General features: G+C 59.6%; 25 protein-coding genes. 18 read left to right on the top strand and 7 right to left on the bottom strand.

The genetic code is table 11. The annotated features are described in order from the left end of the window. Positions 1–33: 33 nt before the first annotated feature. On the top strand, positions 34–1005 hold the full coding sequence (gene nrdF / locus ACFO3S_RS19740; protein WP_378099604.1) for a class 1b ribonucleoside-diphosphate reductase subunit beta: 972 nt from the start codon (positions 34–36) through the stop codon (positions 1003–1005). 85 nt (positions 1006–1090) lie between these two features. On the opposite strand, the gene ACFO3S_RS19735 is transcribed toward nrdF, so the two are convergent. After that, positions 1091–1522 (bottom strand): hypothetical protein, encoded by a 432-nt coding sequence (locus ACFO3S_RS19735; RefSeq protein ID WP_378099602.1) that lies wholly within the window; start codon positions 1520–1522, stop codon positions 1091–1093. A gap of 172 nt (positions 1523–1694) precedes the next feature. On the opposite strand from ACFO3S_RS19735, the gene ACFO3S_RS19730 reads away from it, so the two are divergent. Then, complete coding sequence (locus ACFO3S_RS19730; RefSeq protein WP_378099600.1) at positions 1695–2009, top strand: YunC family protein; 315 nt, start codon at positions 1695–1697, stop codon at positions 2007–2009. A gap of 4 nt (positions 2010–2013) precedes the next feature. On the opposite strand, the gene mtnA is transcribed toward ACFO3S_RS19730, so the two are convergent. The 3 genes from mtnA to ACFO3S_RS19715 all read right to left on the bottom strand — a co-directional run bounded on the left by mtnA (position 2014) and on the right by ACFO3S_RS19715 (position 5540). Further along, on the bottom strand, positions 2014–3072 hold the full coding sequence (mtnA, locus tag ACFO3S_RS19725; RefSeq protein ID WP_378099626.1) for an S-methyl-5-thioribose-1-phosphate isomerase: 1059 nt from the start codon (positions 3070–3072) through the stop codon (positions 2014–2016). A 56-nt stretch (positions 3073–3128) separates the two neighbouring features. Continuing rightward, entirely contained in the window at positions 3129–4337 is a 1209-nt protein-coding gene (mtnK, locus tag ACFO3S_RS19720) for an S-methyl-5-thioribose kinase (protein WP_378099599.1), read from the bottom strand. Positions 4338–4514: 177 nt separating this feature from the next. Further along, positions 4515–5540, bottom strand: coding sequence for a LacI family DNA-binding transcriptional regulator (locus ACFO3S_RS19715; RefSeq protein ID WP_378099597.1), 1026 nt, complete (start codon positions 5538–5540; stop codon positions 4515–4517). Between the two features lie 241 nt (positions 5541–5781). Here ACFO3S_RS19715 and ACFO3S_RS19710 point away from each other — a divergent pair, with 241 nt between their 5' ends. From ACFO3S_RS19710 to ACFO3S_RS19675, 8 genes are all read left to right on the top strand, one after another. Further along, positions 5782–6348 (top strand): DUF1802 family protein, encoded by a 567-nt coding sequence (locus ACFO3S_RS19710; protein ID WP_378099595.1) that lies wholly within the window; start codon positions 5782–5784, stop codon positions 6346–6348. A 170-nt stretch (positions 6349–6518) separates the two neighbouring features. Next, on the top strand, positions 6519–7298 hold the full coding sequence (gene sufC / locus ACFO3S_RS19705; RefSeq protein WP_378099593.1) for a Fe-S cluster assembly ATPase SufC: 780 nt from the start codon (positions 6519–6521) through the stop codon (positions 7296–7298). Between the two features lie 16 nt (positions 7299–7314). Next, on the top strand, positions 7315–8619 hold the full coding sequence (gene sufD / locus ACFO3S_RS19700; protein ID WP_378099591.1) for a Fe-S cluster assembly protein SufD: 1305 nt from the start codon (positions 7315–7317) through the stop codon (positions 8617–8619). A 2-nt stretch (positions 8620–8621) separates the two neighbouring features. After that, positions 8622–9854: a cysteine desulfurase gene (locus ACFO3S_RS19695; protein ID WP_378099589.1), complete on the top strand. Its 1233-nt coding sequence runs from the start codon at positions 8622–8624 to the stop codon at positions 9852–9854. Next, complete coding sequence (gene sufU, locus ACFO3S_RS19690) at positions 9838–10287, top strand: Fe-S cluster assembly sulfur transfer protein SufU (RefSeq protein WP_378099587.1); 450 nt, start codon at positions 9838–9840, stop codon at positions 10285–10287. Before ACFO3S_RS19695 ends, sufU begins: the two co-directional genes overlap by 17 nt. 18 nt (positions 10288–10305) lie before the next feature. Further along, on the top strand, positions 10306–11703 hold the full coding sequence (gene sufB, locus ACFO3S_RS19685) for a Fe-S cluster assembly protein SufB (protein ID WP_378099585.1): 1398 nt from the start codon (positions 10306–10308) through the stop codon (positions 11701–11703). A 405-nt stretch (positions 11704–12108) separates the two neighbouring features. Beyond that, complete coding sequence (locus ACFO3S_RS19680; protein WP_378099583.1) at positions 12109–12333, top strand: small, acid-soluble spore protein, alpha/beta type; 225 nt, start codon at positions 12109–12111, stop codon at positions 12331–12333. Between the two features lie 250 nt (positions 12334–12583). Beyond that, positions 12584–13537: a C40 family peptidase gene (locus ACFO3S_RS19675; protein WP_378099581.1), complete on the top strand. Its 954-nt coding sequence runs from the start codon at positions 12584–12586 to the stop codon at positions 13535–13537. A 77-nt stretch (positions 13538–13614) separates the two neighbouring features. Here ACFO3S_RS19675 and ACFO3S_RS19670 read toward each other — a convergent pair whose 3' ends face one another. Beyond that, entirely contained in the window at positions 13615–14634 is a 1020-nt protein-coding gene (locus ACFO3S_RS19670) for an HD-GYP domain-containing protein (RefSeq protein ID WP_378099579.1), read from the bottom strand. Between the two features lie 248 nt (positions 14635–14882). Between ACFO3S_RS19670 and ACFO3S_RS19665 the strand changes: the two genes are divergently transcribed. Genes ACFO3S_RS19665 through ACFO3S_RS19645 form a run of 5 tightly spaced genes read left to right on the top strand, consistent with a single transcriptional unit; the run spans position 14883 to position 19592 of the window. Further along, positions 14883–15932, top strand: coding sequence for an SIS domain-containing protein (locus ACFO3S_RS19665; protein WP_378099578.1), 1050 nt, complete (start codon positions 14883–14885; stop codon positions 15930–15932). 20 nt (positions 15933–15952) lie between these two features. Then, a complete protein-coding gene (locus ACFO3S_RS19660; protein ID WP_378099576.1) occupies positions 15953–16750 on the top strand; it encodes a DeoR/GlpR family DNA-binding transcription regulator in 798 nt (265 codons plus the stop codon). Positions 16751–16757: 7 nt separating this feature from the next. After that, positions 16758–17720 (top strand): ROK family protein, encoded by a 963-nt coding sequence (locus tag ACFO3S_RS19655; protein ID WP_378099574.1) that lies wholly within the window; start codon positions 16758–16760, stop codon positions 17718–17720. A gap of 46 nt (positions 17721–17766) precedes the next feature. Further along, positions 17767–18621 (top strand): class II fructose-1,6-bisphosphate aldolase, encoded by an 855-nt coding sequence (gene fba, locus ACFO3S_RS19650; protein ID WP_378099572.1) that lies wholly within the window; start codon positions 17767–17769, stop codon positions 18619–18621. A 20-nt stretch (positions 18622–18641) separates the two neighbouring features. Next, positions 18642–19592: a 1-phosphofructokinase family hexose kinase gene (locus tag ACFO3S_RS19645; RefSeq protein WP_378099570.1), complete on the top strand. Its 951-nt coding sequence runs from the start codon at positions 18642–18644 to the stop codon at positions 19590–19592. Positions 19593–19628: 36 nt separating this feature from the next. On the opposite strand, the gene ACFO3S_RS19640 is transcribed toward ACFO3S_RS19645, so the two are convergent. After that, the gene (locus ACFO3S_RS19640) at positions 19629–20681 is read right to left on the bottom strand and encodes a ThiF family adenylyltransferase (protein ID WP_378099568.1); all 1053 of its coding nucleotides are present in this window, start codon (positions 20679–20681) and stop codon (positions 19629–19631) included. Then, entirely contained in the window at positions 20678–21427 is a 750-nt protein-coding gene (locus ACFO3S_RS19635) for a molybdenum cofactor biosynthesis protein MoaE (protein ID WP_378099566.1), read from the bottom strand. The genes ACFO3S_RS19640 and ACFO3S_RS19635 overlap by 4 nt, the downstream gene beginning before the upstream one ends. Before the next feature lie 113 nt (positions 21428–21540). On the opposite strand from ACFO3S_RS19635, the gene moaA reads away from it, so the two are divergent. The 3 genes from moaA (at position 21541) to ACFO3S_RS19620 (ending at position 24902) form a co-directional block, all read left to right on the top strand. After that, positions 21541–22542: a GTP 3',8-cyclase MoaA gene (gene moaA, locus ACFO3S_RS19630; RefSeq protein WP_378099564.1), complete on the top strand. Its 1002-nt coding sequence runs from the start codon at positions 21541–21543 to the stop codon at positions 22540–22542. A 10-nt stretch (positions 22543–22552) separates the two neighbouring features. Then, positions 22553–23986, top strand: coding sequence for a bifunctional metallophosphatase/5'-nucleotidase (locus ACFO3S_RS19625; RefSeq protein WP_378099562.1), 1434 nt, complete (start codon positions 22553–22555; stop codon positions 23984–23986). 64 nt (positions 23987–24050) lie between these two features. Continuing rightward, the gene (locus tag ACFO3S_RS19620) at positions 24051–24902 is read left to right on the top strand and encodes an undecaprenyl-diphosphate phosphatase (protein ID WP_378099560.1); all 852 of its coding nucleotides are present in this window, start codon (positions 24051–24053) and stop codon (positions 24900–24902) included. Positions 24903–25019: the final 117 nt, after the last annotated feature.

Here is a 25019-nt window from a genome sequence, read left to right as displayed (position 1 = left end):
GCGTTCGAGCCGGGAATCTGGAGGTCACAACTTATGTGTGCGTTAAAAGCCGTTAACTGGAATCGTCCGGACGACGATTTTACGATTACGTTCTGGAATCAGAACATTATGCAGTTCTGGACGGACGAGGAAATTCCGCTCTCGGACGATAAAATGGATTGGATGAACCTGAGCGACCCGGAGCGCGAGCTGTATATGAAGGTGCTGGGCGGCTTGACGCTGCTCGATACGGTGCAGGGCGGAGTCGGCATGCCGAGAATACTGGAGCATGTCGACGGCCTCCAGCGCAAAGCGGTGCTCGGCTTCATGGCGATGATGGAGCAAATCCATGCGAAGTCCTATAGCAGCATCTTCACGACGCTGGCGTCGACGGAAGAGATCGACAGCGTGTTCCGCTGGGTAGAGGGCAACCCGTATTTGCAGACGAAGGCCGATACGATCGTCCAATACTACAATCATATCGATTCTCCCCGAAGCCTGTTCCTGGCGATGGGCGCTTCGGTGCTGCTGGAAAGCTACTTGTTCTACAGCGGCTTCTTCTACCCGCTTTACCTAGCCGGGCAGGGGAAGATGACGAGCAGCGGCGAGGTCATCGATCTCATTTTGCGCGACGAGAGCATTCACGGGCTGTATGTGGGCGTGCTGGCCCAGGAAGTGTACGGCAAGATGGACGAGAGCGAGCAGAAGGAAGCTTACGAGGTGCTGTACGGACTTCTCATGCATCTGCACCAGAACGAGGAGAAGTATACCGACGAGCTGTATACGGCAATCGGGCTGGCGGACGAGGTGAAGAAATTCGTGCGCTACAACGCGAACAAAGCGTTCATGAATCTGGGCTTCGAGCCGGTATTCCCGGAGGAGGAAGTAAATCCGATCGTCTTCAACGGAATCAGCACGCGTACGAAGCAGCACGATTTCTTCTCGAAGAAGGGCAACGGCTACGTTCGGACGATCCACGTGGAGACGATGACCGACGACGATTTCGTATTCGATTTCGACAACTGATACGGCGACCGTGCGGAAGAACGGAAGCGGATAAAGAAGACTCGCAAGGGGCAGAGGATGCGCTCCTTGCGAGTCTTTTGTCGTTCTATTCCACAATGTCGTCGATCTCGTTAAGTCCGATCGTATAGACCTGCTTCTCGTCCACGTGGTAGGCGGTAATCAACCGCTTGTCGGAATCGTAGTTCAATACGCGGCAGGGGATGCTCAGCTTCACTCCGCGGCCTTTGTTGATGTTGATCCGAATCAACTTGCTGTTCTCGATAAAAAAACGGATGCGAAGCTCCAAAGGATCGGGGGCTTCGGGAGATTTTGAGGCCGTCTTCTTCGAGGATGCGGAAGGAGATTTTTTCGGGATCGCTCCTTCACGGCTATCCGTTACGATCCGATAATGGTCGACATTCGCGTTGTTCAGTTCCTGAAGCAGGTGCTTCAGCGCCTCCGTTCTGTCCGGAGAAGAGATATTGAATTCCACTAGAAATGAATGGGAGCCATCGGAATTTAGATGGGTGTCACTCATGTAGATGCCTCCGTTGTCGTGCGTAGTTCAAAGAAACCATGTATGTTTAATCCCAATATACCATGAGAAGTCCGCCCAATATAGAGGGCCAGGTCCAAATGCCCTGAAAAATAGTTCTATGTTCGCATATTTATATCCCAAGACCCTATTCCCGAACGGGGAGGTGATTGGCATGGTCAATGTGATTCCGCTTCGAGTCGGGGACCGGATGGCGATCGGCGTCGAAGTGCTGCTGCCGAAAACGAGCCTTCTGGCCGTAACGGCGGGCCCGGGATATATTATGTGCGGCGCCCTGGACGTTCAACTGCTTAACGAGAGATTGCGGGACCGCCAGATCGTTGCAGGCCGCGCCGTAGGAGTCAGGACGATCGAACAATTGCTTGACGCCCCGCTCGAATCGGTGACCGACGCCGCGCAAGCGATCGGGATTACCGTAGGCATGCGCGGACGGGACGCGGTTCGGATATTGGCGGAAGCCGCCTCGTAACGGATTAGTCGAACAGCTTGCGCAAGTTTTCCTCGTAAGGAGCTTTCACGATTCCTTTTTCGGTAATAATGGCGGTTACCAGCTCCCCCGGGGTTACGTCGAAAGCCGGATTGTACACCGCGACGCCCTGCGGAGCGGTTCTCTTGCCGAAGCCGACCGTCACCTCGTCGGGGTGGCGCTCTTCGATCGGAATGTCGGCGCCTGTGGGCGTCGACAGGTCGATGGTGGAGAGCGGACAGGCCACATAGAACGGAATGCCGTGCGCCTTGGCGAGAACGGCTACGCTGTAGGTGCCGATCTTGTTGGCGACGTCGCCGTTGGCGGCGACGCGATCCGTCCCGACGATTACGGCCTGGATCCAGCCCTTGGACATGACGTGTCCGGCCATGTTGTCGCAGATCAGCGTCACGTCCACTCCGGCGCGCTGAAGCTCGAATGCCGTCAGCCGCGCGCCCTGGAGAACCGGGCGAGTCTCGTCCGCGAACACCTTCAGATGGATTCCTCGCTCGAGCGCCAGGTAGAAAGGAGCCAGCGCCGTGCCGTATTTCGCCGTCGCCAACCCTCCTGCGTTGCAATGCGTCAGAACGCCCATGCCGTCCTCGAACAAGGTCAGCGCATGCTCGCCGATCCGCCGGTTCGTCTCTTCGTCCTCGGCGTGGATTTGCTTCGCTTCGTCAAGCAGCGCCTGTGTCGCATCCGCAGGGGCGAGTCCGAGCGAGGCGAGCGTCTGCGCCCGAGCTTTCATCCGATCCAGCGCCCAGAACAAGTTGACGGCGGTTGGCCGGGAAGTCGCGAGATGCTCGGCATGCCGGATCGCCTCCCCCGCCCAATCGGCCGCGCTTCCGGAGAAGCCCTGCACGCCGAGGACGACCCCGTACGCGGCGGCGATGCCGATGGCGGGGGCTCCCCGCACCTTCAGCTCGCGGATCGCCTCCCAGACGTCCTCGGGCGTCGTCAGTCGAAGGTAGACGGTCTCCTCCGGGAGAAGGCGCTGATCGAGCAGCGCCAAGGCGTCCTGCTCCCAGATCAGAGATTGCAGCACTTCGGTATTCGATTGTTGCATTTTGTTGCTCATTGGCTGTTGCTCCTCTCGATTCTTATGCCCGTTAGCGAATGGATCTATGCTGTAGCGGCAGAATCGGCAATATCGACGATCTCCTCGATGGAGGCGATTTGACGGTTGCGCTTAATCAGCGCCGTTCCGATCGCGAGAGACAATCTTTGCGCCTTGGCGCGCACGGCATCGTCGGGAATTTGGTCGATGTCGGCGACGTGCGAAAGGCCGACGATGCGTCGAACGGCTTTGGCGCCGGCAAAGCCTGCGGCGTCCTGCAGAAGTCTGCGCATATAGTCGTCCTGGTAACCGGCCGTTCCTGCGACCCGATCGACGCCGTGCTCGTTCCACAGGGCGCGGAACTTCCGTTCGAACCCGTTCCAGATGTCGCGGATCGTGCCGATCAGGTACTGCCTGCGCGCCTTGCGGGACGTCTCATCCGCGGACCAGTGCTCCTGAGCGGCATAATGAAGCAGCAGATTCGCCAGCACCGCGCCGATATCGAATCCGATCGGACCGAAATAGGCGAATTCGGGGTCGATCACTTTGGTCGACCGCTCGGTAATGAAGATGCTGCCGGTATGCAAATCTCCGTGCAGCAGCGCCTGCGCATGAGTCAGAAATTTCTCCCGAAGCAGCGCTACCTCCAAATGGAGCTCCCCATCGGACCACAGACGCTCGGCATCCGCTTGAAGGTGCGGATCGAAGCTGTTCGTATCGGCATTCGTATAAGGATGGTCGAAGATCAAATCCTCCGTAATCTTGCACAGATCCGGATTGGCGAAGGAGCGGGCCAGCAGCTTCTTCTCCTGTTGGTTCATGCCCAGGTCGGACGTGAAGAACAGCGTCTTGGCGAGAAAGTCGGATATATGCTCGGCGAACAGCGGATAGACGCCTCCGTTCATCAAGCCCCGCCTCATAATGACGTGGCTGCTCAAATCCTCCATAACCGTAAGCGCAAGCTCGTCGTCGGAATGATACACTTTCGGAACAAGCCCGGGCGCCAGACGCGCTTCTATCCTCAAGGCTTCGCTTTCGATCCGCGCGCGATCCAGCGACAGCGGCCACGATTCCCCGACCACTTTGGCGTAAGGAAGCGCCTGCTTCACGATTAGGCTGGCTCCCGTGGACGCTTGGCTGACATGGAATACGAGATTCAGATTGCCGTCGCCGATCTCCCGGCAGCCGAGCTCGCCTTCGGGACCGAATACGCCGGGAATGCTCCGCGCAATCTCGATCGCCTCTTGTTCGGTTAAAGGATGATATTTGCTCATAGAACGCTCTCCTCCAAAAAAGTTATCCGACAGGATCAGTGGTCATTATCGCAAAATGGTCTGTATGTTAGTATAAATCACTTTATTCCCGGTTTAAAGCATAGCGAAAAGAAAAGCCGCATGGCGACGGCTTTTCTGCTGAAGAGAGTTATATAATAGGAAAGACGAGTCCGTCGCTCAAACAGGCGTCTCCGGCCGCAAGGAGGACTCGCGAACGACAAGCCGATGCGGGATGATCTGCCGGGACGTAATCTCGATGTCCTTCATCAGGTTCAGCACCATCTGCGATGCGGTGTATCCCAGCTGGTAGGTTCCGACGTCGACGGAGCTGATCGGAGGAATCGTCAATTCGGACAGGGCGATGTTGTTAAAGCTAACGATCGCGACGTCCTGCGGGACGCGGCAGCCCAATTCGGACAAGCCCTTCAGCACGCCGAAGGCGACGACGTCGTCGATGACGACGAGAGCGGTTGGCGGTTCGGGCTGGGACATGATCGAGGCCATGGCGCGATAGCCGCTCTCAATCAAGAACTCTCCTTCGACGACCCAGCTCTGCTTAAATGGGAGTCCGGCTTCGGACAACGCCTTCGTATAACCGGTCATGCGATCCTGCGTCATGGCGAGCTTGGTCGGTCCGCTGACGAAGCCGATGCGCCTCTGCCCTTGCGCGATTAAATGCTTCGTCGCATCGTAAGCGGCGAGCACGTTATCGTTGTCGACCGAAGGCACGTCCTCGTAATCGAGGCTTCTTCCGATCAAGACGAACGGCATTTTCTCAGTGCGCAGAAAATGAATGATCGGGTCGGAGGAGCGGGAGTAAAGCAAAATAAGCCCGTCAATCCGTCCTCCTCGGACCAGGCGCGTGACGGTGTCCAATTCCTCGCGCTCGTTGCTGCCGCCCGCCATCAGCAAATCGTAGCCCGCCCTGGTTAACTGGGCCAGCACGCCTCTGATCAGCTCATAGAAGAAAAAGTTCAGAAGCAGCTCTTCGGCCGGCTTGGGAAAGATGACCGCGATCGTGCGGGTCGTTCTGGAGACGAGGCTTTTCGCCATCAGGTTGGGATGATAGCCCAACTCCTCCATGATTTTCTTGACCTTTCGACTGGTTTCCGCGCTGATGCGGGGGTGTGCGGAGATCACCCTGGATACGGTGGAGGGAGATACGCCTGCGGCCTTGGCTACGTCTTTGATTGTGACGGACATGTCGATGGCCTTCCTTTGCGAACATTTTAATAGTTTTATTGTATCCGATCCGGGCAAAGAGTTCATGGGGAATTGCGGATTTTTTTGCGCACCGTCATTTGCACAGCTGGCACAAGTATTGCTGAAGACGCTGACGATTGCTCTTCCACCGTACGCTGCCGTCGTTTTAAAGCCCGGACCTTGACTGCGATGCCTATGTTATAATGAAGGAATCGTTCGAGTGGAGGAGGGGGAAGCGACAATGACGACTAAAATCGCGCTGAGAGAGTGGGCCGTCGCCGTGAAGGCGCTCGAGTCGGGCAGACAGATCGTCGTCCTGCGCAAGGGCGGCATCGCCGAGGAAACAAAGGAATTCAAGCTGAGAAGTCCGAGGTTTTACCTGTTCCCTTCGTTCGAGCATCAGCGTCCGCATCTGGTCATTCCGGAAGCCGCCGAGACGGTGAAGGCGACGCAGGACGAGGCGGCGGAGACTCCGGGAGCCGTCCGCATTACCGCCTTCGCGGAGGCGGAGGAGGATCTCGAGCTGTCGGATGCGGAGACGCTGAAGCGGCTGGAGGGCTTGCATATTTGGACCGAGGATTACGCGGAGGAACGGTTGAAGTGGAAAAAAACGAAGCCGCTGCACGTTCTGATTTTGCGCGTATACCGGCTCGACGAGCCGCAGACGATTCCGATTCGGGACAGCTACGGAGGATGCAAATCCTGGATCGAAATACAGGATTTGAACGATTGCTCCATGCGTCCGGTGCTCGAAGACGAGGAATTTCGACGGCGTTCGGAAGAAATCAGAAATCGCATACATCGTTGATACTGCGGGCAAACCGTCGTTCGTTCCGGCACGGGACGAAGAACGGTTTGCTTTTTTGACGCATCTTTCATAAAATTGTTATTGAGAATCACTGAGAATCAAATTAAAATAATTATAAATAAGGATTTATTCCAAAGAATAGATCCCACTGAAACTTTGGAGGTTAGAGCATGTCTATTCAATTCGAAATTCAAGGCTTGAAGTCGTCCATAGAGGGCAAAGAGATATTGAAAGGAATCGATCTGAAAATAGGCGGCGGCGAAGTGCACGCGATCATGGGTCCGAACGGAACCGGCAAAAGCACGCTCGCGTCGGCGCTGATGGGTCATCCGAAGTATGAAGTGACGGAAGGCGCCGTAACGCTGAACGGCGAGGACGTGTTGGAGATGGACGTCGACGAGCGCGCGCGCGCGGGCATGTTCCTCGCGATGCAATATCCGAGCGAAATTACCGGCGTTACGAATGCCGACTTCCTGCGCAGCGCGATCAACGCCCGCCGCGAGGAAGGCGACGAGATCTCGCTGATCAAATTCGTTCGTCAGATGGAAGCGAAGATGAAGGATCTGGAGATGAATCCCGAGTTCATGCACCGTTACCTGAACGAAGGCTTCTCCGGGGGCGAGAAGAAGCGCAACGAAATTTTGCAGATGATGCTGCTCGATCCGAAGCTGGTCATTCTGGACGAGATCGACTCCGGTCTCGACATCGACGCGCTCCGCATCGTGGCCGAAGGCGTGAACGCGATGCGCTCCGAAGAGCGCGGCTTCCTGATCATCACCCACTATCAGCGGCTGCTGAACTATATCAAGCCTGATTTCGTGCACGTCATGATGCAAGGGCGCATCGTCAAATCCGGCGGACCGGAGCTGGCTCAGCGTCTGGAAGCGGAAGGCTACGATTGGGTTAAAGAAGAACTGGGCATCGTCGACGAGACCGTCGGCCAAGCTTAAGGAGGCGCAAGCATCGATGAGTACACCGATATCATCCTTCGGCCGGGAGGCGGCGGCCGCGATCGCGCGCAGCAAGAACGAGCCGGCTTGGCTCGTCTCCCTGCGCGAAGAAGCCGGGCAGCTCACGACGGAGCTCGCTCTGCCGAAGCCGGAGAAGCTTCCTTTGACGCGTTGGACGCTGGACCATTACGGAGTGAACCGTCCCGGGCAGCCGGCGGCTTCCGCCGCGGATTTGCCCGCGCCAATCGCCGAGCTGCTTCCGGATGCGAAGGACGGCGCGTTGATCGTTCAACATAATTCTTCGGTTATCTTTACGCAGCTTCCCGAGGACCTGAAGGCGAAGGGCGTCATCCTGACCAGTCTGGAAGACGCGGCCCGCAACCACGAGGAGCTGTTCCGCACCTATTTCATGACCGCTTACGCGAAGGAGGAGCACAAGCTTTCCGCCGTGCATGCGGCGCTCTGGAACGGCGGGGTGTTCCTGTACGTTCCGCGCGACGTGACAATCGAGGAGCCGATTCAGGCGCTGCTGTTCGCCGACGACGCGTCGGCTACGTTCATGCCTCACGTTCTCGTCGTCGCCGATGCGCACAGCCGCGTTTCGTTCGTTCAGCAGGTGGCTTCCTCGCTTGGCGAGACGAAGACGGTTCTGCTGCATAACAGCGCGGTGGAAGTGTTCGCGAAAGCAGGCGCTCTCGTGCAATACGCGGCCGTCCATCATATGGAAGCGAGCGCGATCGATATCGCATATCGCCGCGCTGTGCTCGACAACGACGCCCGCGTCGAATGGATCGTCGGCGATCTGCATAACGGCAATTCCGTTACGGATACGAAGTCGCTGCTGAAGGGCAACGGTTCGACGTCCGATTCCAAGATCATCTCGGTCGGCAGAGGCAGTCAGCGCATGAGCCTGACGACGCAGGCGGTCCACTTCGGCCGCTCGAGCGAAAGCGACATGATCACCCGCGCGGTGATGAAGGAAGAGGCGACGGCGATCATCAACGGCATTACGAAGATCGAGCACGGCGCCACCAAGGCGAACGGCCAGCAGACGGAGAGGGTGCTCATGCTGAGCCCGAAAGCCCGCGGAGACGCCAACCCGATTCTGCTGATCGACGAGGACGACGTCAAAGCCGGACACGCGGCGAGCGTCGGCCAAGTCAACGCCGAACAGATCTATTATCTGATGTCCAGAGGCATTACTCGCAGCGAAGCGGAGAGGCTGATCATTCACGGCTTCCTCGATCCGGTCGTGTCCGAGATTCCGCTTGAAGGGCTGCGCGAGCAACTGCACCGCATCCTTGCAAGAAAGCTGGGCTAACTATGGACCCGATCGCATTGAAGTCGGAATTTCCGATTCTTCATCAGGATATTAACGGCCATCCGCTCGTATACCTGGATAATGGGGCGACGACGCAGAAGCCCCGATCCGTGATCGAAGCGGTCAAGCGCTATTATGAACGGGACAACGCCAACGTGCACCGCGGCGTGCATACGCTCGGATCCCGCGCGACGGACGCGTACGAAGGCGCTCGGGAGAAGGTGGCCCGCTTCCTGAACGCTCCGGCCTCGCGGCAGATCATCTTTACCCGCGGCACGACGACGGCGCTGAATCTCGTCGCTTCCGGCTACGCCCGCCAGACGCTGCGGGAAGGCGACGAGATCGTCATCACGCCGATGGAGCATCACAGCAACCTGATTCCGTGGCAGCAGGCGGCGAAGGCGACGGGGGCGACGCTGAAGTACATTCCGCTGCAGCCGAACGGCACAGTCGCGCTGGAGGACGTGGAAGCGACGGTGACGGAACGGACGAAAATCGTCGCCATCACTTACGTGTCCAACGTGCTCGGCACGATCAACCCGATCGCGGAGATCGCGAAGATCGCGCACCGCAAGGGCGCGGTCCTCGTCGTCGACGGGGCGCAGAGCACGCCGCACATGAAAGTCGACGTGCAGGCGCTGGACGTCGACTTCTACGCCTTCTCCGGACACAAGATGTGCGCTCCGACCGGAATCGGGGCATTATACGGGAAGGCGCAGCTGCTCGAGAGCATGGAGCCGATCGAATTCGGCGGCGAGATGATCGACTTCGTCGAGCTTCACGACTCCACCTGGAAGGAGCTGCCGTGGAAATTCGAAGGCGGCACGCCCATCATTGCCGGGGCGGTCGGTCTCGGCGCGGCGATCGACTTTCTGGAGCAGATCGGCATGGATCGTATCGAAGCGCACGAGCATAAGCTCGTTCGTTACGCGATGGATCGCCTCTCGTCGATCGACGGCGTGAAGATCTACGGCCCGTCTGCCGAGCAGCGCGCCGGACTCGTCACCTTTAACCTGGGAGACGTGCATCCGCACGACGTCGCCACGGTGCTCGATACCGAGGGCATCGCCATACGCGCCGGCCATCACTGCTGCCAGCCGCTGATGAGATGGCTGAACGCGAGCGCGACGGCCCGCGCCAGCTTCTACCTGTACAACACCGAACAAGATATCGACCGGCTGGCCGAGTCTCTGGTGAAGACAAAGGAGTTTTTCGGTTATGAGTCAATTGGATGATTTGTACCGCCGCGTCATTATGGATCATTATAAAACGCCGCGCAACCGGGGCGAGCTGGAGGACGGGTCCGTAACCGTCAACCTGAACAATCCGACGTGCGGCGACCGGATTTCCCTGCAGCTTCAGCTCGAAGACGACGTCGTCCGCAACGTGAAGTTTACGGGCGAGGGCTGCTCGATCAGCATGTCGTCGGCTTCGATGATGACCGAAGCGATCATGGGCAAGACGAAGGAAGAGGCGCTGGCGCTCGCGGATAAGTTCTCCGCGCTGATGAAGGGCGAGGACGTTCAGTTCGAAGAGTACGAAGACGTCGAGGCGCTGTCCGGCGTTAACAAGTTTCCGGCGAGAATCAAGTGCGCGACGCTGGCCTGGAACGCCCTGCGCAAAGGCGTGGAGCACGGCAGCGGCCGCCACGAAGGCATTGAACAATAAAGAGGAGGTTGATCGGCTATGGCGAAGCAAATGCCCGAATTGGAAGAATATAAATACGGGTTCCGCGACGAGCATAAAGCGATATTCCAGTCCGGCAAAGGACTGACCGAAGAAATCGTTCGCACGATCTCGGAGATGAAGGGCGAGCCGGAATGGATGCTGAAGTTCCGTCTGAAATCGCTCGAGCAGTTCCGCAAGATGGACATTCCGAAGTGGGGCGGCAACATGGACGATCTGGATTTCGAAGATATCCAGTATTATGTCAAGCCGTCCGAGAAGCAGGGCAAGACGTGGGAAGAAGTTCCGGAAGAAATCAAGGCGACGTTCGACAAGCTGGGCATTCCGGAAGCGGAGCAGAAGTTTCTGGCGGGCGTATCGGCGCAGTACGAATCCGAGGTCGTCTACCACAGCATGCAGGAGGAGCTGGAGAAGCAGGGCGTCATTTTCATGGACACCGACTCCGCCCTGCGCGAGCATCCGGAAATCTTCAAGGAATATTTCGGCACCGTCGTCCCGCCTGCGGACAACAAGTTCGCAGCGCTGAACAGCGCGGTATGGTCCGGCGGAAGCTTCATCTACGTCCCTAAAGGCGTGCAGTGCACCGTTCCGCTGCAAGCTTACTTCCGGATCAACTCCGAGAACATGGGCCAATTCGAACGCACGCTGATCATCGCCGACGAAGGCAGCTCCGTTCACTACGTCGAGGGCTGCACCGCACCGGTCTACAGCACGAACTCGCTGCACAGCGCGGTCGTCGAGATCATCGCCAAGAAGGACGCTCGCGTCCGCTATACGACGATCCAGAACTGGGCGCCGAACATCTACAACCTCGTCACCAAGCGTGCGGTCGCCGAAGAGAACGCGACGATGGAGTGGGTCGACGGCAACATCGGCTCCAAGCTGACGATGAAGTATCCGGCCGTCATCCTGAAAGGCCGCGGAGCGAAGGGCATGGTGCTCTCGATCGCGGTGGCCGGCAAAGGCCAGCACCAGGACGCCGGAGCGAAAATGATCCATCTCGCGCCAGACACGAGCTCGACGATCGTCTCCAAGTCGATCTCCAAGCACGGCGGCAAAGTCACGTACCGCGGTCTCGCTTCCTTCGGACGCAACGCCGAAGGCGCGAAAGCGAACATCAAGTGCGATACGCTGATTTTGGATAACCAGTCGACGAGCGACACGATTCCGTACAACGAGATCATGAACGACAACATCACGCTCGAGCACGAGGCGACCGTCTCCAAGGTGTCCGAGGACCAGCTCTTCTACTTGATGAGCCGCGGCCTGTCGGAAGCGGACGCGACGCAGATGATCGTCATGGGCTTCATCGAGCCGTTCACGAAGGAATTGCCGATGGAGTATGCGGTCGAGATGAATCGCTTGATCAAGTTCGAGATGGAAGGCAGCATCGGATAAAAACGGCAACGATTGAGCGAGAAGGAGGCGGGCTCTTGAAGCCGCCTCCTTTCTTTTCATTTGGACTTTTCTCCGCTGACTATTGAACAGAACGTTCGTTCCTGTTATCACAAGGGCGAATGTTCTGTTTTTGTTTGCGATTCAGGCAGCGGGCAAGCAGGGGGAGGAATCGAACAGGTTTGAACCGACGAAAAAAAGGAGTCACTAACAGCGACTCCCAAGAGTAAAAGGTTATGAAGAAAAGCCTGAACGATAAAACCGCCGGCTGATCTATACTCTATGATATACGATTCGTGTAGAATTGCCACTAGGCGATTGGTGGCAGGCCAAGTTTAACCTTCCATTCGCGCATAGAACTTGAAGCGATGAAGCATAATACGTGGTAATTGATGGAGGTGAGACTTAATGGCGAATAACAACAACAGCAATCAGCTCGTCGCGCCGCAAGCGCGTGCCGCTCTCGACCAACTGAAATACGAGGTCGCTCAGGAGCTGGGCATTCCATTTTCCCGCGACGGATATCACGGCGATATGCTGACGAAGGATACCGGCCGCATCGGGGGCAACATTACCCGGCGCCTGGTGCAGATTGCCGAGCAGCAGTTGGCCGGCCAAGCCGGACGTTTCTAAAGAGATAACCTCGCGATCCCTCTCGCCTGTTGGCGGGCGGGATTTTCTTTTGTGACCCAGAAAGCATAAAATTCGCAATCCAGATCTGAATCGTCTCCGACATCAACGTTATCCCGCCGATCCCAAGGACGGCGTAAGCCGTTTATGCTCCGATTCCCTTTCTGGGGCGCAGCGTCCGCTGAAGCATAAACGGGATAGCGCTACGTCATCCTAATAGGGGAATGAATTTAATCGGAAGGCGGCTAGAGCGATGAAGATCAGCCATAAGTCGACGCTATTACTGGTATTGCTGCTGGCGGCCGGATGCGTAAGAAATCCGGGCGATACGGCGGATCTCCGGAAGCATTCGGGACCCGTTAAGGTGGAAAGCGAACAATCCCCCGCCGAGCTGGACGAGGGGCGGCATATCGTGCCGGTGCGGCGGCTGCAGAACGCGAGCTATGTCTCGCTCGGAGCGGTCGCCCGGGCGACCGGCTACAGGGCGCGGTGGCTGCCGGACGGCGGTTACGGAATGGGGGACAACGATCCGTCATGGGTGTTCCGGGCGGGGGAGAGCCGCGTAGCCGTAGGCAGCCGCAAGGCTGCGATGGCCGGTCCGGCACTGAAGGAAGGAGACGAGCTGTTCGTGCCCGTCACCGCTCTGCAGAATTTGTTCGGCGATGCGGCCGCATTCCGAATTCAGGACAGAGAAGTCGCCTTCTTCCCCAAGCCGTCCCTTCCGGACTCGGGGGCAGCCGGACGACGCACGGAATTTTCCCGGAAGCCGATCGGGAAGTCCGGAATGAACGCGACCGCCAACGAAACCGGGGGATCGGCTTCTTCCCTTCTGGAGTTCGCCAGAAAGTATATTGGCGTCCAATACGTCTTTGGAACGGGACCTTACGAGCAGTCCAAGGCGTTTGATTGCTCGTCTTTCACGCAGCATGTGTTCGATCGCTTCGGCGTCGAGCTGCCCCGGCTGGCGAGGGACCAGGCGGAAAAAGGCCGCTTCGTCTCCAGAGACGAGCTGCAGCCGGGCGATCTGATGTTCTTCTACGTGCCCGGCCGGTTCAAGAGCGATAAGACGGTCGGACACGTGGGCATCTATATGGGGAACGGCAATATGATTCATGCCAGCCCCGAGCCGGAGGACGGAGTTCAGGTGACGCCGATCGACAAGCCGTATTGGCAGGACACCTATTTGTACGCAAGGCGCATTCGCTAGCCGCCGCGAAGGACGGCGCGTCTCAGCATCCATATAAAAGGTGCTTGCTTCCCCGGAGCAGGGAAGCAGGCACCTTTTTACATCTGGACATGTAAAATAGAGACGTTCCTGACGACCGACAAGTCGACGAACCGCTCTCCGATCTGAACGAGCGGACGGAAGAAGTCGGTCGGATTCGTCATGACGATCGTACCGAATTCCCCGTTCGACAGTTCCACTTTCTTGCCGATGAAATTCGGGAGCATATGCCGGATAAACGTATGGGTAATGTCGGGATCCAGCTCCTTGAAGCTGAGGTCGTACAGCTCCCGCAGCACGAACAGCAGGTCCTTCTTCTCGCTGTACACCCGCGAAGAGATCATCGCGCTGTAGACGTCCGCAACGGCGACGATTTTGGCCATCGGATGAATCTGATCGCCCGACAGACCTTGCGGGTAGCCTGTGCCGTCGATCCGTTCATGGTGCTGGAGAGCGGCCAAGGCGACTTCGGAGTCGTCGAACGAACGCGTCAGAATCTCGTAGCCGAACTTGGGATGATTCTGAATTTCCTTATATTCGTCATCGGTCAACCGGGTAGGCTTGTTCAAGATCTTGTCGGCGATTCTGCATTTGCCGACGTCGTGCAGGAAGCCGGCTTTCCCCGCCCTGACCGTCTTTTCCTCGCTCCAGCCGAGCCACCGCGCAATGTAATAGCACAGCATGCCGACCTGCACGGAATGCTGGTAAGTATAGTCGTCCTGACTGTTCAGCATGAGCAGCAGCGATACGACGTCCCGTTCCGTACGGAAGTTCTCGACGAGAGGCTGGAAGCTCTCTTTCACGTCGTCTTCATAAATTTTGCCTTCTGCAAGAGCTTTCTGAAACAATTGCTCGGCGCCCGCCACCGCGTCGTGGTACAGCGGTCTCAGCAGCGGATTATAGCCGGGAACAACCTCTTCGAGGTCGCTCGCGGCGGCCGGACCGGACGGGTCTGAACGCCTTTCAATGTCGACAAAGTCGATCTGATGCTGGAAGATTCGCGAGATTTCCTTTTCGTTCAGCGACGTACCTTTGGAGAGGACATGCAGGCCGTAAGCGTTAAAGACGTCCTCCGACAATCGATCTCCTGATCGAACATCTGTAATATGTACTCTCATTTTGCACCTCGACAGGAACCTCGAATAATCGAGAAAATTCGGCTAACTTCTTCATTCTAATGCTATCAATTAAAGCGTTTTCTTGCAATAACTAGACAAGATAAAATTTGCCAACTAAAAATGAAATAATACTTCAAAAAAGTGATTGGAATTTTCATTAAAAAGAAATATAATAGCATTGAACAGAATGAAAACGAGGAGTGGTTTACGTGACGAGAGGCAACATCACGCTGCCGGAAATCGGCGGACAAACGGAAGCATTAAAGGCGGCCTGGGAGCAGCTGAAGCAGCAGAAGCAATGGGCGTCAACCTATATCGGCAACGCGGAATACGACGAAGTCGTCTTTATCGGGTCCGGTTCCTCCTACTATCAGGCGCAGACGATGGCGGCAACGTTCAGATTGTGGCTCGGACGGAGCGCCAGCGCGCTTCCTTCCTCGGATATTTTTCTGTATCGGGACCAATCGGTCGCTCGCAGCCGCAAAGTGCTTCTGGTCGGCGTATCCCGCTCGGGAGAGTCCTCCGAAGTCATTCTGGCGCTGGATTCGGTGAAGGACTTGCCGAACTGGTCGACTTGCGGAATTACGTGCTACGAGGACAGCCGCCTGGGCCGGATGACGGAATGCCTCGTGTCGCCGCTGGGCAAGGAGAAAAGCACGGTCATGACCAAGTCGTTCAGCAGCATGACGTATATGATGCAGGCGGCGATCGCCCTGGCCGCAGGCGGCGGGCAGGCTTCCGAGCTGGAGGCGCTTCTGAGTCTGCAGGGGGACGTCGTCGAGCGCGGCCGCGCGTTCGCGGAAAATCTGGTCGAAGCCAACGATTTTAATAAATATATCTATTTAGGCATGGGGGCTTACTTCGGGCTGGCTCAAGAGGTGTGCCTGAAGCTGAAGGAGATGTCCTACGTCTGGACGGAGAGCTACGGCACGCTGGAGTTCCGGCACGGTCCGAAGTCGATCGTCGAGCCGGGTACGCTCGTCTGTCTGCTCGTCTCCGAGCAGGCTCGGTCCTATGAGCTGAAGGTGGCGGAGGAGATGAAAGGCTACGGCGCATTCGTGCTGCTCGTTACGACGGAGAAAGGCGAGGATACCGCCTTCGCCGACGCGGTGTTCGAGCTCGGCGGAGGCTCGCTGAGCGACGAGGCGCGCGCGGTGCTCTACTTGCCGGTGCTGCAGTACTTCGGATTCTACACGGCGATGAAGCGGGGCGTCGATCCCGACCATCCGAGAAATTTGACGCAAGTCGTGACGATATAATCCAGCGAAGGAGCCGGGCAATGACGCGCAACAAATCCGAAAGGCAGGAGCAGGTGCTCGCCTACCTGGAACGATACGGCAGCATCACCTTGCAGGAGATGACGGACAATTTCGAATGCTCCGAAGCGACCGCCAGACGCGACCTTGACGACCTCGAGAAAGCGGGCAAGGTGATCCGCACGATGGGCGGAGGGGCCAAGTACGCCGGGAGCGGCTTGATCCGCGAAGTTCCTTTTCGCGAGAAGCAGCAGGCGCTGTACCGGGAGAAGGAAGCGATCGCCCGGCTGGCGGCGTCCCTGGTCGAGGAAGGCGACGTGATCGGGCTGACCGGGGGGACGACGACGTTCCTGATCGCCAAGGCGCTGAAAAAAAGGCGCAACATCACCGTCGTCACCAACGCCGTCAACATTGCGATGGAGCTGGCCGACTGCGAGGAGCTGCAGATCGTGCTGACCGGCGGCGTGCTCCGCAACCGCAGCTTCGAGCTGTGCGGGCCGCTGGCGGAGCAGACGGTCAAGGCGCTGAACATCCATAAGATGTTCATGGGCGTCGACGGCGTAACGGAGCAGGGCGTTAGCACCTATTCGGAGCTGGAGGCGAATATCGCCAACCTGCTCATGCAGCGGTCGAAGCTGACGCTCGCCGTGTTCGATCATACGAAGGTCGGCAAGTCGTCGCTCTTTCATGTGGCCGCGCTAAGCGAGCTGCATGCCTGCATTACGGACAGACGGCCTGCCGAATCGGGAGACGGGGCGGCATTGGCCGGCGTCAAGGTGTATGCTGCAGAGGACGACACCGCTTCGGAGAAGGAGAGGTAGACCGGTCATGAACATGACGATCGGAGTGGACGTAGGCGGTACGAATATCGTATGCGGAGCGACGGACGGCCAGGGGCGGGTGCTGCGCAAGCTTAAGCGCCAGACGGAGGCTTGGGCCGGCCATGAGGCGGTGCTGGCGCGAATTGCGGATATGGTCGAGGAAATACGCGAGGCTTTGGGCAATGATTACCGCGCCGTCGGAGTCGGCGTGGGAGTGCCGGGGCTGGTTGATCCCCTCGCAGGGGTGTCGAAGTTCGCCGGCAATTTGAAGTGGCGCGACGTTCCGGTTGCAAGCCTGCTCGAGCGTCGGATCGGCCTGCCGGTATTTATTGATAACGACGTCCGGATGTACGTCTACGGAGAGGCGGTTTCGGGCGCCGGCCGAGGCTACCGCCACGTGCTCGGCATTACGATAGGCACCGGCATCGCCGCCGCCATCGTGAACGGCGGCGAGCTGTACTACGGACATCAAGCGATGGCCGGAGAGATCGGGCACGTCCGGATGGACGGCGTAGAAGAACAATGCGCCTGCGGGCTCAGCGGCTGTCTCGAGACGGTCGCCTCGGCTTCCGGCATGGTCCGGCAGGCGAAGAAGGCGCTCCGCGCCGGCCGGGAGAGCCTGCTGGCCGAGCGGTTCCCGGGTGACGAGCTCGAGAAGCTGACGGCGGCCGATCTGTCGCAGGCGATGGACGACGGAGACGCGCTGGCGTCCGAAATTCTCGTTCGCGCCGGAAGGCTGACCGGCCGCGCTCTGGCCGCCGCTGCTATGGTGCTCAGCCCCGACGCGATTATCGTCGGAGGGGGCGGCGCCTTGGCCGGCGAACGTCTGCTGGGTCCGCTCCGCGAGGAGCTGTACGGGCTGCTGCTGCCCGATTTTCGCGAAGGGCTCCGGGTCGTGACCGCGGAGCACAACGACGATGCGGGCATTATCGGAAGCTCGCTGTATGCCGCTTACCGGAACGGAGCTTGACGGAACGAACGGTTGAACAGATTTCATAAAAACGGAGGAACTCATCATGGCACTGGTATCGTCGACGCCGCTGCTGCAAGCGGCAAGGGAAGGCGGATATTGCATCGGGGCGTTTAACGTCCATACGCTGGAAATGCTTCAGTCGGTCGTCGAGGCGGCCGAAGAAACGAGATCGCCGCTTATTATTCAATCGACCGTAGGAACGGTCAAGCACCTGGGGCCGGATTATATTGCGGCTGCGGCTACGGTCGCGGCCAATCGCAGCTCCGTGCCGATCGCGCTTCATCTGGATCACTGCTCGGATTTCGGCATCATAATGCAGTGCATACGGGCGGGATATACTTCCGTCATGATCGACGCGTCCCACGACCCGTTCGAACAGAACGTCGCGCAAACCCGCAAAGTGGTGGAAGCGGCATCCGCGGTAGGCGTTAACGTCGAGGCCGAGCTGGGCCGAGTCGGCGGCGTCGAGGACGACATCGTCGTCGACGATGCCGACGCGCTGCTGGCCGATCCGGACGAATGCGCCAAGTTCGTCGAGCTGACCGGGGTGCACACGCTCGCTCCGGCGATCGGAACCGCTCACGGCATCTACAAGGGAGATCCGAACATCGACTTCGACCGGATCGGGCGCATCGCGTCCAAGGTGGCTGTCCCTCTCGTGCTTCACGGCGGCTCGGGCATACCCGAGGAGCAGGTGAAGCGGGCGGTTTCCCTCGGCATGTCCAAGATGAACGTCGCGACCGAGCTGCGCATCGTGTTCTCCGACGCGATCAAGGAAGTGTTCGCCCGGAATCCGGACGAGAACGATCCGAGGAAATATATGGTGCCGGCGAAGCAGGCGCTGAAGGCGGCGGCGATCGAGAAGATGCGTCTGTGCGGCTCGATCGGCAAAGCTTGAGCGAAGCGGGGGAACGACCGGTGACGAAGGCGAAAGCGACCATCACGACCGTGACCTTAAATGCGGCCATCGACAAGACGTATTATGTTCCCGTCTTCGACAAGGGCAAAGTGTCGCGAGCGGAGAAGGTGCTGGCTACGGCGGGTGGCAAAGGACTGAACGTGGCCCGGGTGCTGAAGCAGCTCGGTCATGAGGAAGTAACCGCGACCGGCTTCGCGGGCGGCTATAACGGTCAGTTCATTACGAGCCGGGTGAAGGAGGCGGGCATCCGCTCGGAATTCGTCGAGATTCCGGGCGAATCGCGGCTTTGCCTGAACTTTATCGACGGCAGGGACGGCTCTTCCACGGAAGTGCTCGAGCCCGGACCGGTCGTCGGGGAGGCGCATGTTGAAGCGTTTAAGCAAAGGCTGAGGAAGCTTAGCGAGCAGTCCGCGCTTGTCGTCTTCTCCGGCAGCCTGCCCGGCGGAGCGGCTCCGGAGCTGTACGCGGAGCTGATCGCCTTAGCGCGAGCCGCGGGAGCGGACGTCTTCCTGGACTCCAGCGGCGCGGCGCTCGTGCGAGGCGTCGAGGCCGGGCCGTCGTTCATCAAGCCGAATGAGGACGAGATCGTCTCTCTCCTGCCGGAGGCGGGAAACGGCGACGTTCGCGAGGGGATCCGGCGGCTGATGGCGCAAGGCATTCCGGTCGTGGCGGCGACGCTTGGAGCGGACGGGGCTATTGCCGGCGCGGGGGGACGCATCTATCGCGTGCGAATCCCGAGGATCGAGCCGGTCAACACGGTCGGCAGCGGCGATTCGTTCGTCGCCGGTTACGCCTACGGCCATGTCAGAGGCTGGCCGGTCGAGCAGTGCTTGCGATACGCCGCTGCCGCCGGCAGCGCCAACGCGCTGTCCGAGACGACGGGGGACGTCGACCCTGCCCTGCACCGCAAGCTGCTTGACGACATCGCGGTCGAAGCTTGGCCGGACTAATTCGGCCGCAGCAGAGGGCGGGGATTCCCGCCCGATTCATTCGCCCAGAAGCTCGGCGTAGATACGCCGGGCGGTCTGGGCTTCTTCCGTTCCGATGACGAGGGCCCGGCCGTCCTCGAACAGCACGAACGTGACGCCCCCGGGCAGCTGCAGCCGCAAGGAATAGGCGGTCAGCTCGGCGCTGCCGGCTCTGCGAAGCCGCGGCTCCAGCGCCTGGAGATCCAGCGCCAGCGGCCTTCCCGGCATCACCTGCACGGTGCTCCGCCCGCACAGCGAGACGGCCGCAGCCCCGTCGTCCTCCGCCTCTCCCTCCAGCGCCTCGAACTCCCGCCGGCCGCATACCGGGCAGTCGGGATCGCGCGCGCCGCCGACGGCGAGCGATTGCCACTGGCTGCTCCAGAGATCGATCTGCAGCAGCGAGCCGTGCAGCGCATCGGACCGGCCGGACAGCAGCTTGATCGCTTCCATCGCTTGCACGGAAGCGATCGTGTCCACGATCGGAGCGAGCACGCCGGCCGTCTCGCACGTATCCAGCGCGCCTCCCGGCGGCGCGGAGGGGAACAGGCAGCGCAGGCACGGCGTCGCTTCGGGGACGACCGTCAGCGTCATCCCCGAAGCGCCGACCGCCCCGCCGTACACCCAGGGCACGCCGTGCTTGACGCTGAACTCGTTAATCAGATAGCGCGCGCTGAAGTTATCGGTTCCGTCGAGCACGATATCGGCGTCCTCCAGCAGCCGCTCCGCGTTAAAGGCGTTCAAGTCCGCGATGCGCGGAGTGATCGAGATGCCGCCGTTCACGGCGGCGAGTCGGCCCGCCGCCGCCGCCGCTTTAGGCGTGCCGGCCGCGGCGTCGGCCTCGTCGAACAGCATCTGCCGCTGCAGATTGCTTCGATCGACGATGTCGCGGTCGATCAGCGTCAGGCTGCCGACGCCGGCGCGGGCCAGATGGTTCGCGATCGCGCAGCCCAGCGCTCCGACGCCGACGACGGCGGCTCGCGCTTGCAGCAGCCGTCGCTGGCCCTCCGCGCCGATCGCGGAGAAGCGGGCTTGCCGGGCGTAGCGGACATCCAGATCGCCGCCGCCCGTCATCTTCCGCCGCTCCCCGGCTCCGCCAGCGGGTCCCAAGGTCCGAGCTGGTGGCCCTTCCACTCCGTGCCGTCCTCGTAGACTTCCTTTTTCCAGATCGGCACAACCTGCTTCAGACGCTCGATCGCGTATCGGCTGGCCTCGTAGGCGTCTGCCCGGTGCGCGGAAGAGACGGCGATCACCACGCTGATCTCCCCGATGCCGACCGTGCCGATGCGGTGGCTGATCGCGGCAAGCGAGCCCGGCCATCGGGCGGCTATTTCATCTCCGATCGAAGCGAGCGAAGCCTCGGCCATCGGCGCATAAGCTTCGTATTCCAGCGTGACCGTCCGCTTGCCCGCCGTCCATTCGCGCGTCGTCCCGACGAAGGCGATGGCGGCGCCGTGATCCGGATGGGAGACGAGGGACAGCGTCCGTCCGACGTCCAGCGGCCGGCTCGTAATCTCGTATCTCGGCGGCGCGGCGTCGGCCCCGCCGCCCAGCGGCTCCTCCGATGCGCCGCCGGACACCGGCGGCAGGAGGGCGAGCTCGTCGCTCCGCCGCACGGTCGCCGAGTCATGCGCGTAAGCGCGGTTGCGCGCCACGAAGCAAACCGACAGCAGCGCGGCGTGCTCCGGATAGAGCTCGGCCAGCCGCTGCTTGATCCGGCCCGCGGTCAGCTCCTCCTCCTCCCAATTCGGCTGCAGCGAGCGCAGCTCCAGCCTTTCTGCCAGGCCGGCGAACAGTTGGATGTTCCATGAAGAACTCATTGATCCATCTTCCTTCCCCAGACGATAACATTCGCTTCCGCAAGCATACCATATCCCCATTGAAAATGTTATGCTAGAGGGACACGAGAATGGGTGGAAGGGAGAGGTCGGCAGTGGCGGAATTGGTGGACAGATTCGGGCGGAAGCATACGTACTTGCGGATATCCGTAACCGATCGATGTAACTTGCGGTGTCTGTACTGCATGCCGGAAGAAGGGATGACGTTCATGGAGCAGGATCGGCTGCTGTCTTATTCGCAGATCGTCGAGGTGGCTGCGGCCGCCGTTCGGCTGGGCATACGCAAGTTCAGAATTACGGGAGGCGAACCGCTCGTGCGTCCCGGCCTGGACGAATTGATCGGAGGTCTATCCGCACTGCCCGGCGTCGAGGACATTTCCCTGACGACCAACGGACTGCTGCTGAAAAACCAAGCCCGAAAGCTCCAGGCCGCGGGACTGAAAAGGGTGAACATCAGCCTGGATACGATGGACGACGCCCGCTTTCGCTTCATCGCCCGGCGCGGAGAGCTGAGAAAGGTTTGGGAGGGGATCGAGGCGGCCGCGGAAGCGGGACTTGGGCCGATCAAGCTGAACTGCGTGCTGCTGAAGGGAGTCAACGAGGACGAGATCGGCCGCTTCCTGGAGCTGTCGCAGACGAGGCCGGTTCACGTCCGGTTCATCGAGTATATGCCGATCGGACACGACGACGCCGGATGGCGCAGCCACTATCTGCCTCTGGAGCGGGTATTGGAGGAGGTCGACCGGCTGGGCTTCGCGCTCAAGAAGGAGGAGGGACCGCAGGGCAGCGGACCTTCGGAAAATTGGCGAATCGAAGGAGGCGCAGGGACGTTCGGACTGATCCATCCGGTGAGCGACCATTTCTGCAAGAGCTGCAACCGTCTGCGTCTGACCGCCGACGGTCATCTGAAGCCTTGCCTGTACTGGATGGACGAATTGAACGTCAAGCCGGCGCTCGGTTCCCCCGCCGCCCTTGAGAAGCTGTTCCTGAAGGCGATGGATAGGAAACCGGAAAATCACGAGATGGCCGCCGTGCTGGCCGGGGCTCCGCTGAGCCATGAGCCGACGGAGCGGCGCATGTCGCAAATTGGCGGTTAGGAGAGCTTCGATGAACAAGGTAACGGTGACACTGCTGCATACGAACGATCTGCACAGCCATCTCGAAGAAACGTCCAAAATCGCCGGATACGTTGCGGAGGTGCGGGCCCGAACCGATCCGAACGCGCTGATCGTCGTCGACAGCGGCGATTTTCTGGACCGGGCGAGACTGGAGACGGAAGGGACGATGGCCGCCGTCAACCGGGCCGCCATGGAGCAAATCGGCTACGATGCGGTACTGCTCGGCAACAACGAAGGACTGAGCTATACGCCCGACGAATTGGAGCGCATTTTCGGCGGGATGTTCATCCCGTTCGTCTGCGCGAACATGACGCTGTCGGAGACGGGCCGTCCTCCGTCTTGGATGGTGCCTTCGCTAATTTTGGAGAGAGCGGGGCTGCGCATCGGCCTGATCGGATTGACCGCTCCTTTTACCGACTATTACAGGCTGCTGGGCTGGGAAGCCGGAGACCCGGCCGCCGCCCTGAGGGCCGAAGTTGAGCGGCTAAAGCCGGAGACCGACGCCATTGTCCTGCTGTCCCATCTCGGCTTGGGCAACGACGAACGAATCGCGGCGTCCGTGCAGGGCGTCGATCTCATTTTGGGCGGTCATACTCACCATTTGCTCGAGGTGCCGCTGATCGTATCGGACGTGGCGATAGGCGCGGCCGGCAAGTTCGGCGCCTATATCGGCCATCTGGAGCTCGACTTCGGCGCAGACCGCAAGCTCGTCCGGGTGTCCGGCGGCTGTCTGCCGACGGAAGGCATGACGCCCAGCGCGGATATGGAGCGGCTGGTCGCGGCGCATCGCGAGCAGGCCAAGAGCAGAATGGGCCGCCGGCTCGCCAGGCTGAGAGAGCCGCTCCCGTGGCGCCACGATCGGGAGTCGCCGCTGCCGACATTGCTCGCTTCGGCGATTCGGTCGATGACGGGCGCGGAGATCGCTCTTGTGAACGCCGGCCAATTGCTCGAAGGCCTGCCGGCGGGCGATGTCACTGAGGAGAAGATCCATGCGATCTGCCCGTCTCCGATCAACCCGTGCGTCATGCGCCTGCCTGGCCGCCTCCTCCTGAAATCGCTCGAGGAGTGCCTGCTGCCGGAATTTCAGGATTTGGACATTCGCGGGTTCGGGTTTCGCGGCCGGGTGCTGGGAACGTTGTGTCTGGACGGCATGGAGGTGCGGGCGGACCTGCGCCGACCGCCTTATGACCGCATTCTGGACGTGCGGATCGGCGGGGCGGCTCTGGACGAACGAAGGGAGTACACCGTCGCCACGCTGGACATGTTCACCTTCGGAGTCGGATACGTCGCCTTGAAGGAAGGCCGCGACGTTCGCTATTATTTGCCGGAGTTTATCCGCGACGTGCTGGCCCGATCGTTGAACGACGACGGGCTGGTCGCCCGGTCCAAAGAGCCGAGATGGCGGTATAGCGCCGCGCCTTGATCGGCTTCGCTGGCCGGGCTTTTGCAACCGCCTTGTCATTTTAGTCGGGGAGTGATCGTGAAGCATGCTTCATTGGTTCGATTCCATTATTTTGGGGATTATTGAGGGGTTAACGGAATTTCTTCCGGTCTCCTCGACCGGACATATGATTTTGGCGAATAAGCTGCTCGGTTACGAGGAAGCGCCGGAGCAGCTCAAGACGTTCGAGATCGTCATCCAATTCGCGGCCATTCTGGCCATTGCGATCGTCTATCGGGGCAAAATTTTGCAGGTTTTCGGCGTGGGCCGGAAGGAGTCGGTGCGCGGGCTGTCGGTGGACGCCTTCCCAAAGCGCAGGCTGAATCTGATTCATGTCGCGCTGGGCATTGTGCCGCCGCTTGGCGTCGCTTATCTGTTCCGGGACTATATTAAGGAAATCGGCTTTCACGCCGCACCGGTGCTGTGGGCGCTTGTTGCGGGCGGGATATACATGTGGGTGGCGGAGGCGCTATACGATTCCGGCAAAATCAAAAGAACGGCGGAGACGATGGACGATATCTCGTACAAGCAGGCTCTGCTGATCGGCGTGCTGCAGTGCGTGTCCGCCGTCTGGCCGGGCTTCTCCCGCTCGGGATCGACGATCGCCGCCGGCATGCTCGGCGGAGTCAGCTATCGGGCTTCCGCGGATTTCAGCTTTTTTATCGCCATTCCGATTATGACGGTGGCCACCGGATATGAGCTGCTGAGCAACATCGACAACTTTCGATCCGGCCATATCGACGTCGGCTTCCTGCTGACCGGCTTCGTCGTGTCCTTCCTCGTCGCCTGGCTCGTCGTTGTCGTTTTCCTGAAAGGGCTGCAGAGGTTTAAGCTGAAGTATTTCGCCTGGTACCGCTTCGCCTTGGCGGCTCTGTTTTACCTGTTTATCATGAGGTGATCGCCTTCTCCCCGGTGCGGAACAGTGTCGAAGCCTGAAGAATAAGCGAAGTTTCTCCTTGCAGGTCTATTCAATAATAGGAATGGAATACCGATGTAATGAGAAGAGAAATTTTGC

It is taken from the genome of Cohnella hongkongensis (assembly GCF_042654645.1).
Classification (GTDB): domain Bacteria; phylum Bacillota; class Bacilli; order Paenibacillales; family Paenibacillaceae; genus Cohnella; species Cohnella hongkongensis.
Note: the sequence above shows the minus strand (reverse complement) of the source record. Positions and strands in the feature narration are given on the sequence as shown.

Excerpts from the sequence above, each read along its gene's own strand:
- ACFO3S_RS19675 (WP_378099581.1), top strand. The coding sequence starts at position 12,584 with ATGAAGATCAGCCATAAGTCGACGCTATTACTGGTATTGCTGCTGGCG.
- ACFO3S_RS19710 (WP_378099595.1), top strand. The coding sequence starts at position 5,782 with ATGACGACTAAAATCGCGCTGAGAGAGTGGGCCGTCGCCGTGAAGGCG.
- fba (WP_378099572.1), top strand. The coding sequence starts at position 17,767 with ATGGCACTGGTATCGTCGACGCCGCTGCTGCAAGCGGCAAGGGAAGGC.
- sufB (WP_378099585.1), top strand. The coding sequence starts at position 10,306 with ATGGCGAAGCAAATGCCCGAATTGGAAGAATATAAATACGGGTTCCGC.
- ACFO3S_RS19625 (WP_378099562.1), top strand. The coding sequence starts at position 22,553 with ATGAACAAGGTAACGGTGACACTGCTGCATACGAACGATCTGCACAGC.
- mtnA (WP_378099626.1), bottom strand. The coding sequence starts at position 3,072 with ATGCAACAATCGAATACCGAAGTGCTGCAATCTCTGATCTGGGAGCAG.
- ACFO3S_RS19660 (WP_378099576.1), top strand. The coding sequence starts at position 15,953 with ATGACGCGCAACAAATCCGAAAGGCAGGAGCAGGTGCTCGCCTACCTG.
- sufU (WP_378099587.1), top strand. The coding sequence starts at position 9,838 with ATGAGTCAATTGGATGATTTGTACCGCCGCGTCATTATGGATCATTAT.
- ACFO3S_RS19735 (WP_378099602.1), bottom strand. The coding sequence starts at position 1,522 with ATGAGTGACACCCATCTAAATTCCGATGGCTCCCATTCATTTCTAGTG.
- ACFO3S_RS19640 (WP_378099568.1), bottom strand. The coding sequence starts at position 20,681 with ATGACGGGCGGCGGCGATCTGGATGTCCGCTACGCCCGGCAAGCCCGC.
- ACFO3S_RS19715 (WP_378099597.1), bottom strand. The coding sequence starts at position 5,540 with ATGTCCGTCACAATCAAAGACGTAGCCAAGGCCGCAGGCGTATCTCCC.
- ACFO3S_RS19695 (WP_378099589.1), top strand. The coding sequence starts at position 8,622 with ATGGACCCGATCGCATTGAAGTCGGAATTTCCGATTCTTCATCAGGAT.
- sufC (WP_378099593.1), top strand. The coding sequence starts at position 6,519 with ATGTCTATTCAATTCGAAATTCAAGGCTTGAAGTCGTCCATAGAGGGC.
- ACFO3S_RS19655 (WP_378099574.1), top strand. The coding sequence starts at position 16,758 with ATGAACATGACGATCGGAGTGGACGTAGGCGGTACGAATATCGTATGC.
- mtnK (WP_378099599.1), bottom strand. The coding sequence starts at position 4,337 with ATGAGCAAATATCATCCTTTAACCGAACAAGAGGCGATCGAGATTGCG.
- ACFO3S_RS19635 (WP_378099566.1), bottom strand. The coding sequence starts at position 21,427 with ATGAGTTCTTCATGGAACATCCAACTGTTCGCCGGCCTGGCAGAAAGG.
- ACFO3S_RS19620 (WP_378099560.1), top strand. The coding sequence starts at position 24,051 with ATGCTTCATTGGTTCGATTCCATTATTTTGGGGATTATTGAGGGGTTA.
- ACFO3S_RS19730 (WP_378099600.1), top strand. The coding sequence starts at position 1,695 with ATGGTCAATGTGATTCCGCTTCGAGTCGGGGACCGGATGGCGATCGGC.
- nrdF (WP_378099604.1), top strand. The coding sequence starts at position 34 with ATGTGTGCGTTAAAAGCCGTTAACTGGAATCGTCCGGACGACGATTTT.
- ACFO3S_RS19680 (WP_378099583.1), top strand. The coding sequence starts at position 12,109 with ATGGCGAATAACAACAACAGCAATCAGCTCGTCGCGCCGCAAGCGCGT.
- sufD (WP_378099591.1), top strand. The coding sequence starts at position 7,315 with ATGAGTACACCGATATCATCCTTCGGCCGGGAGGCGGCGGCCGCGATC.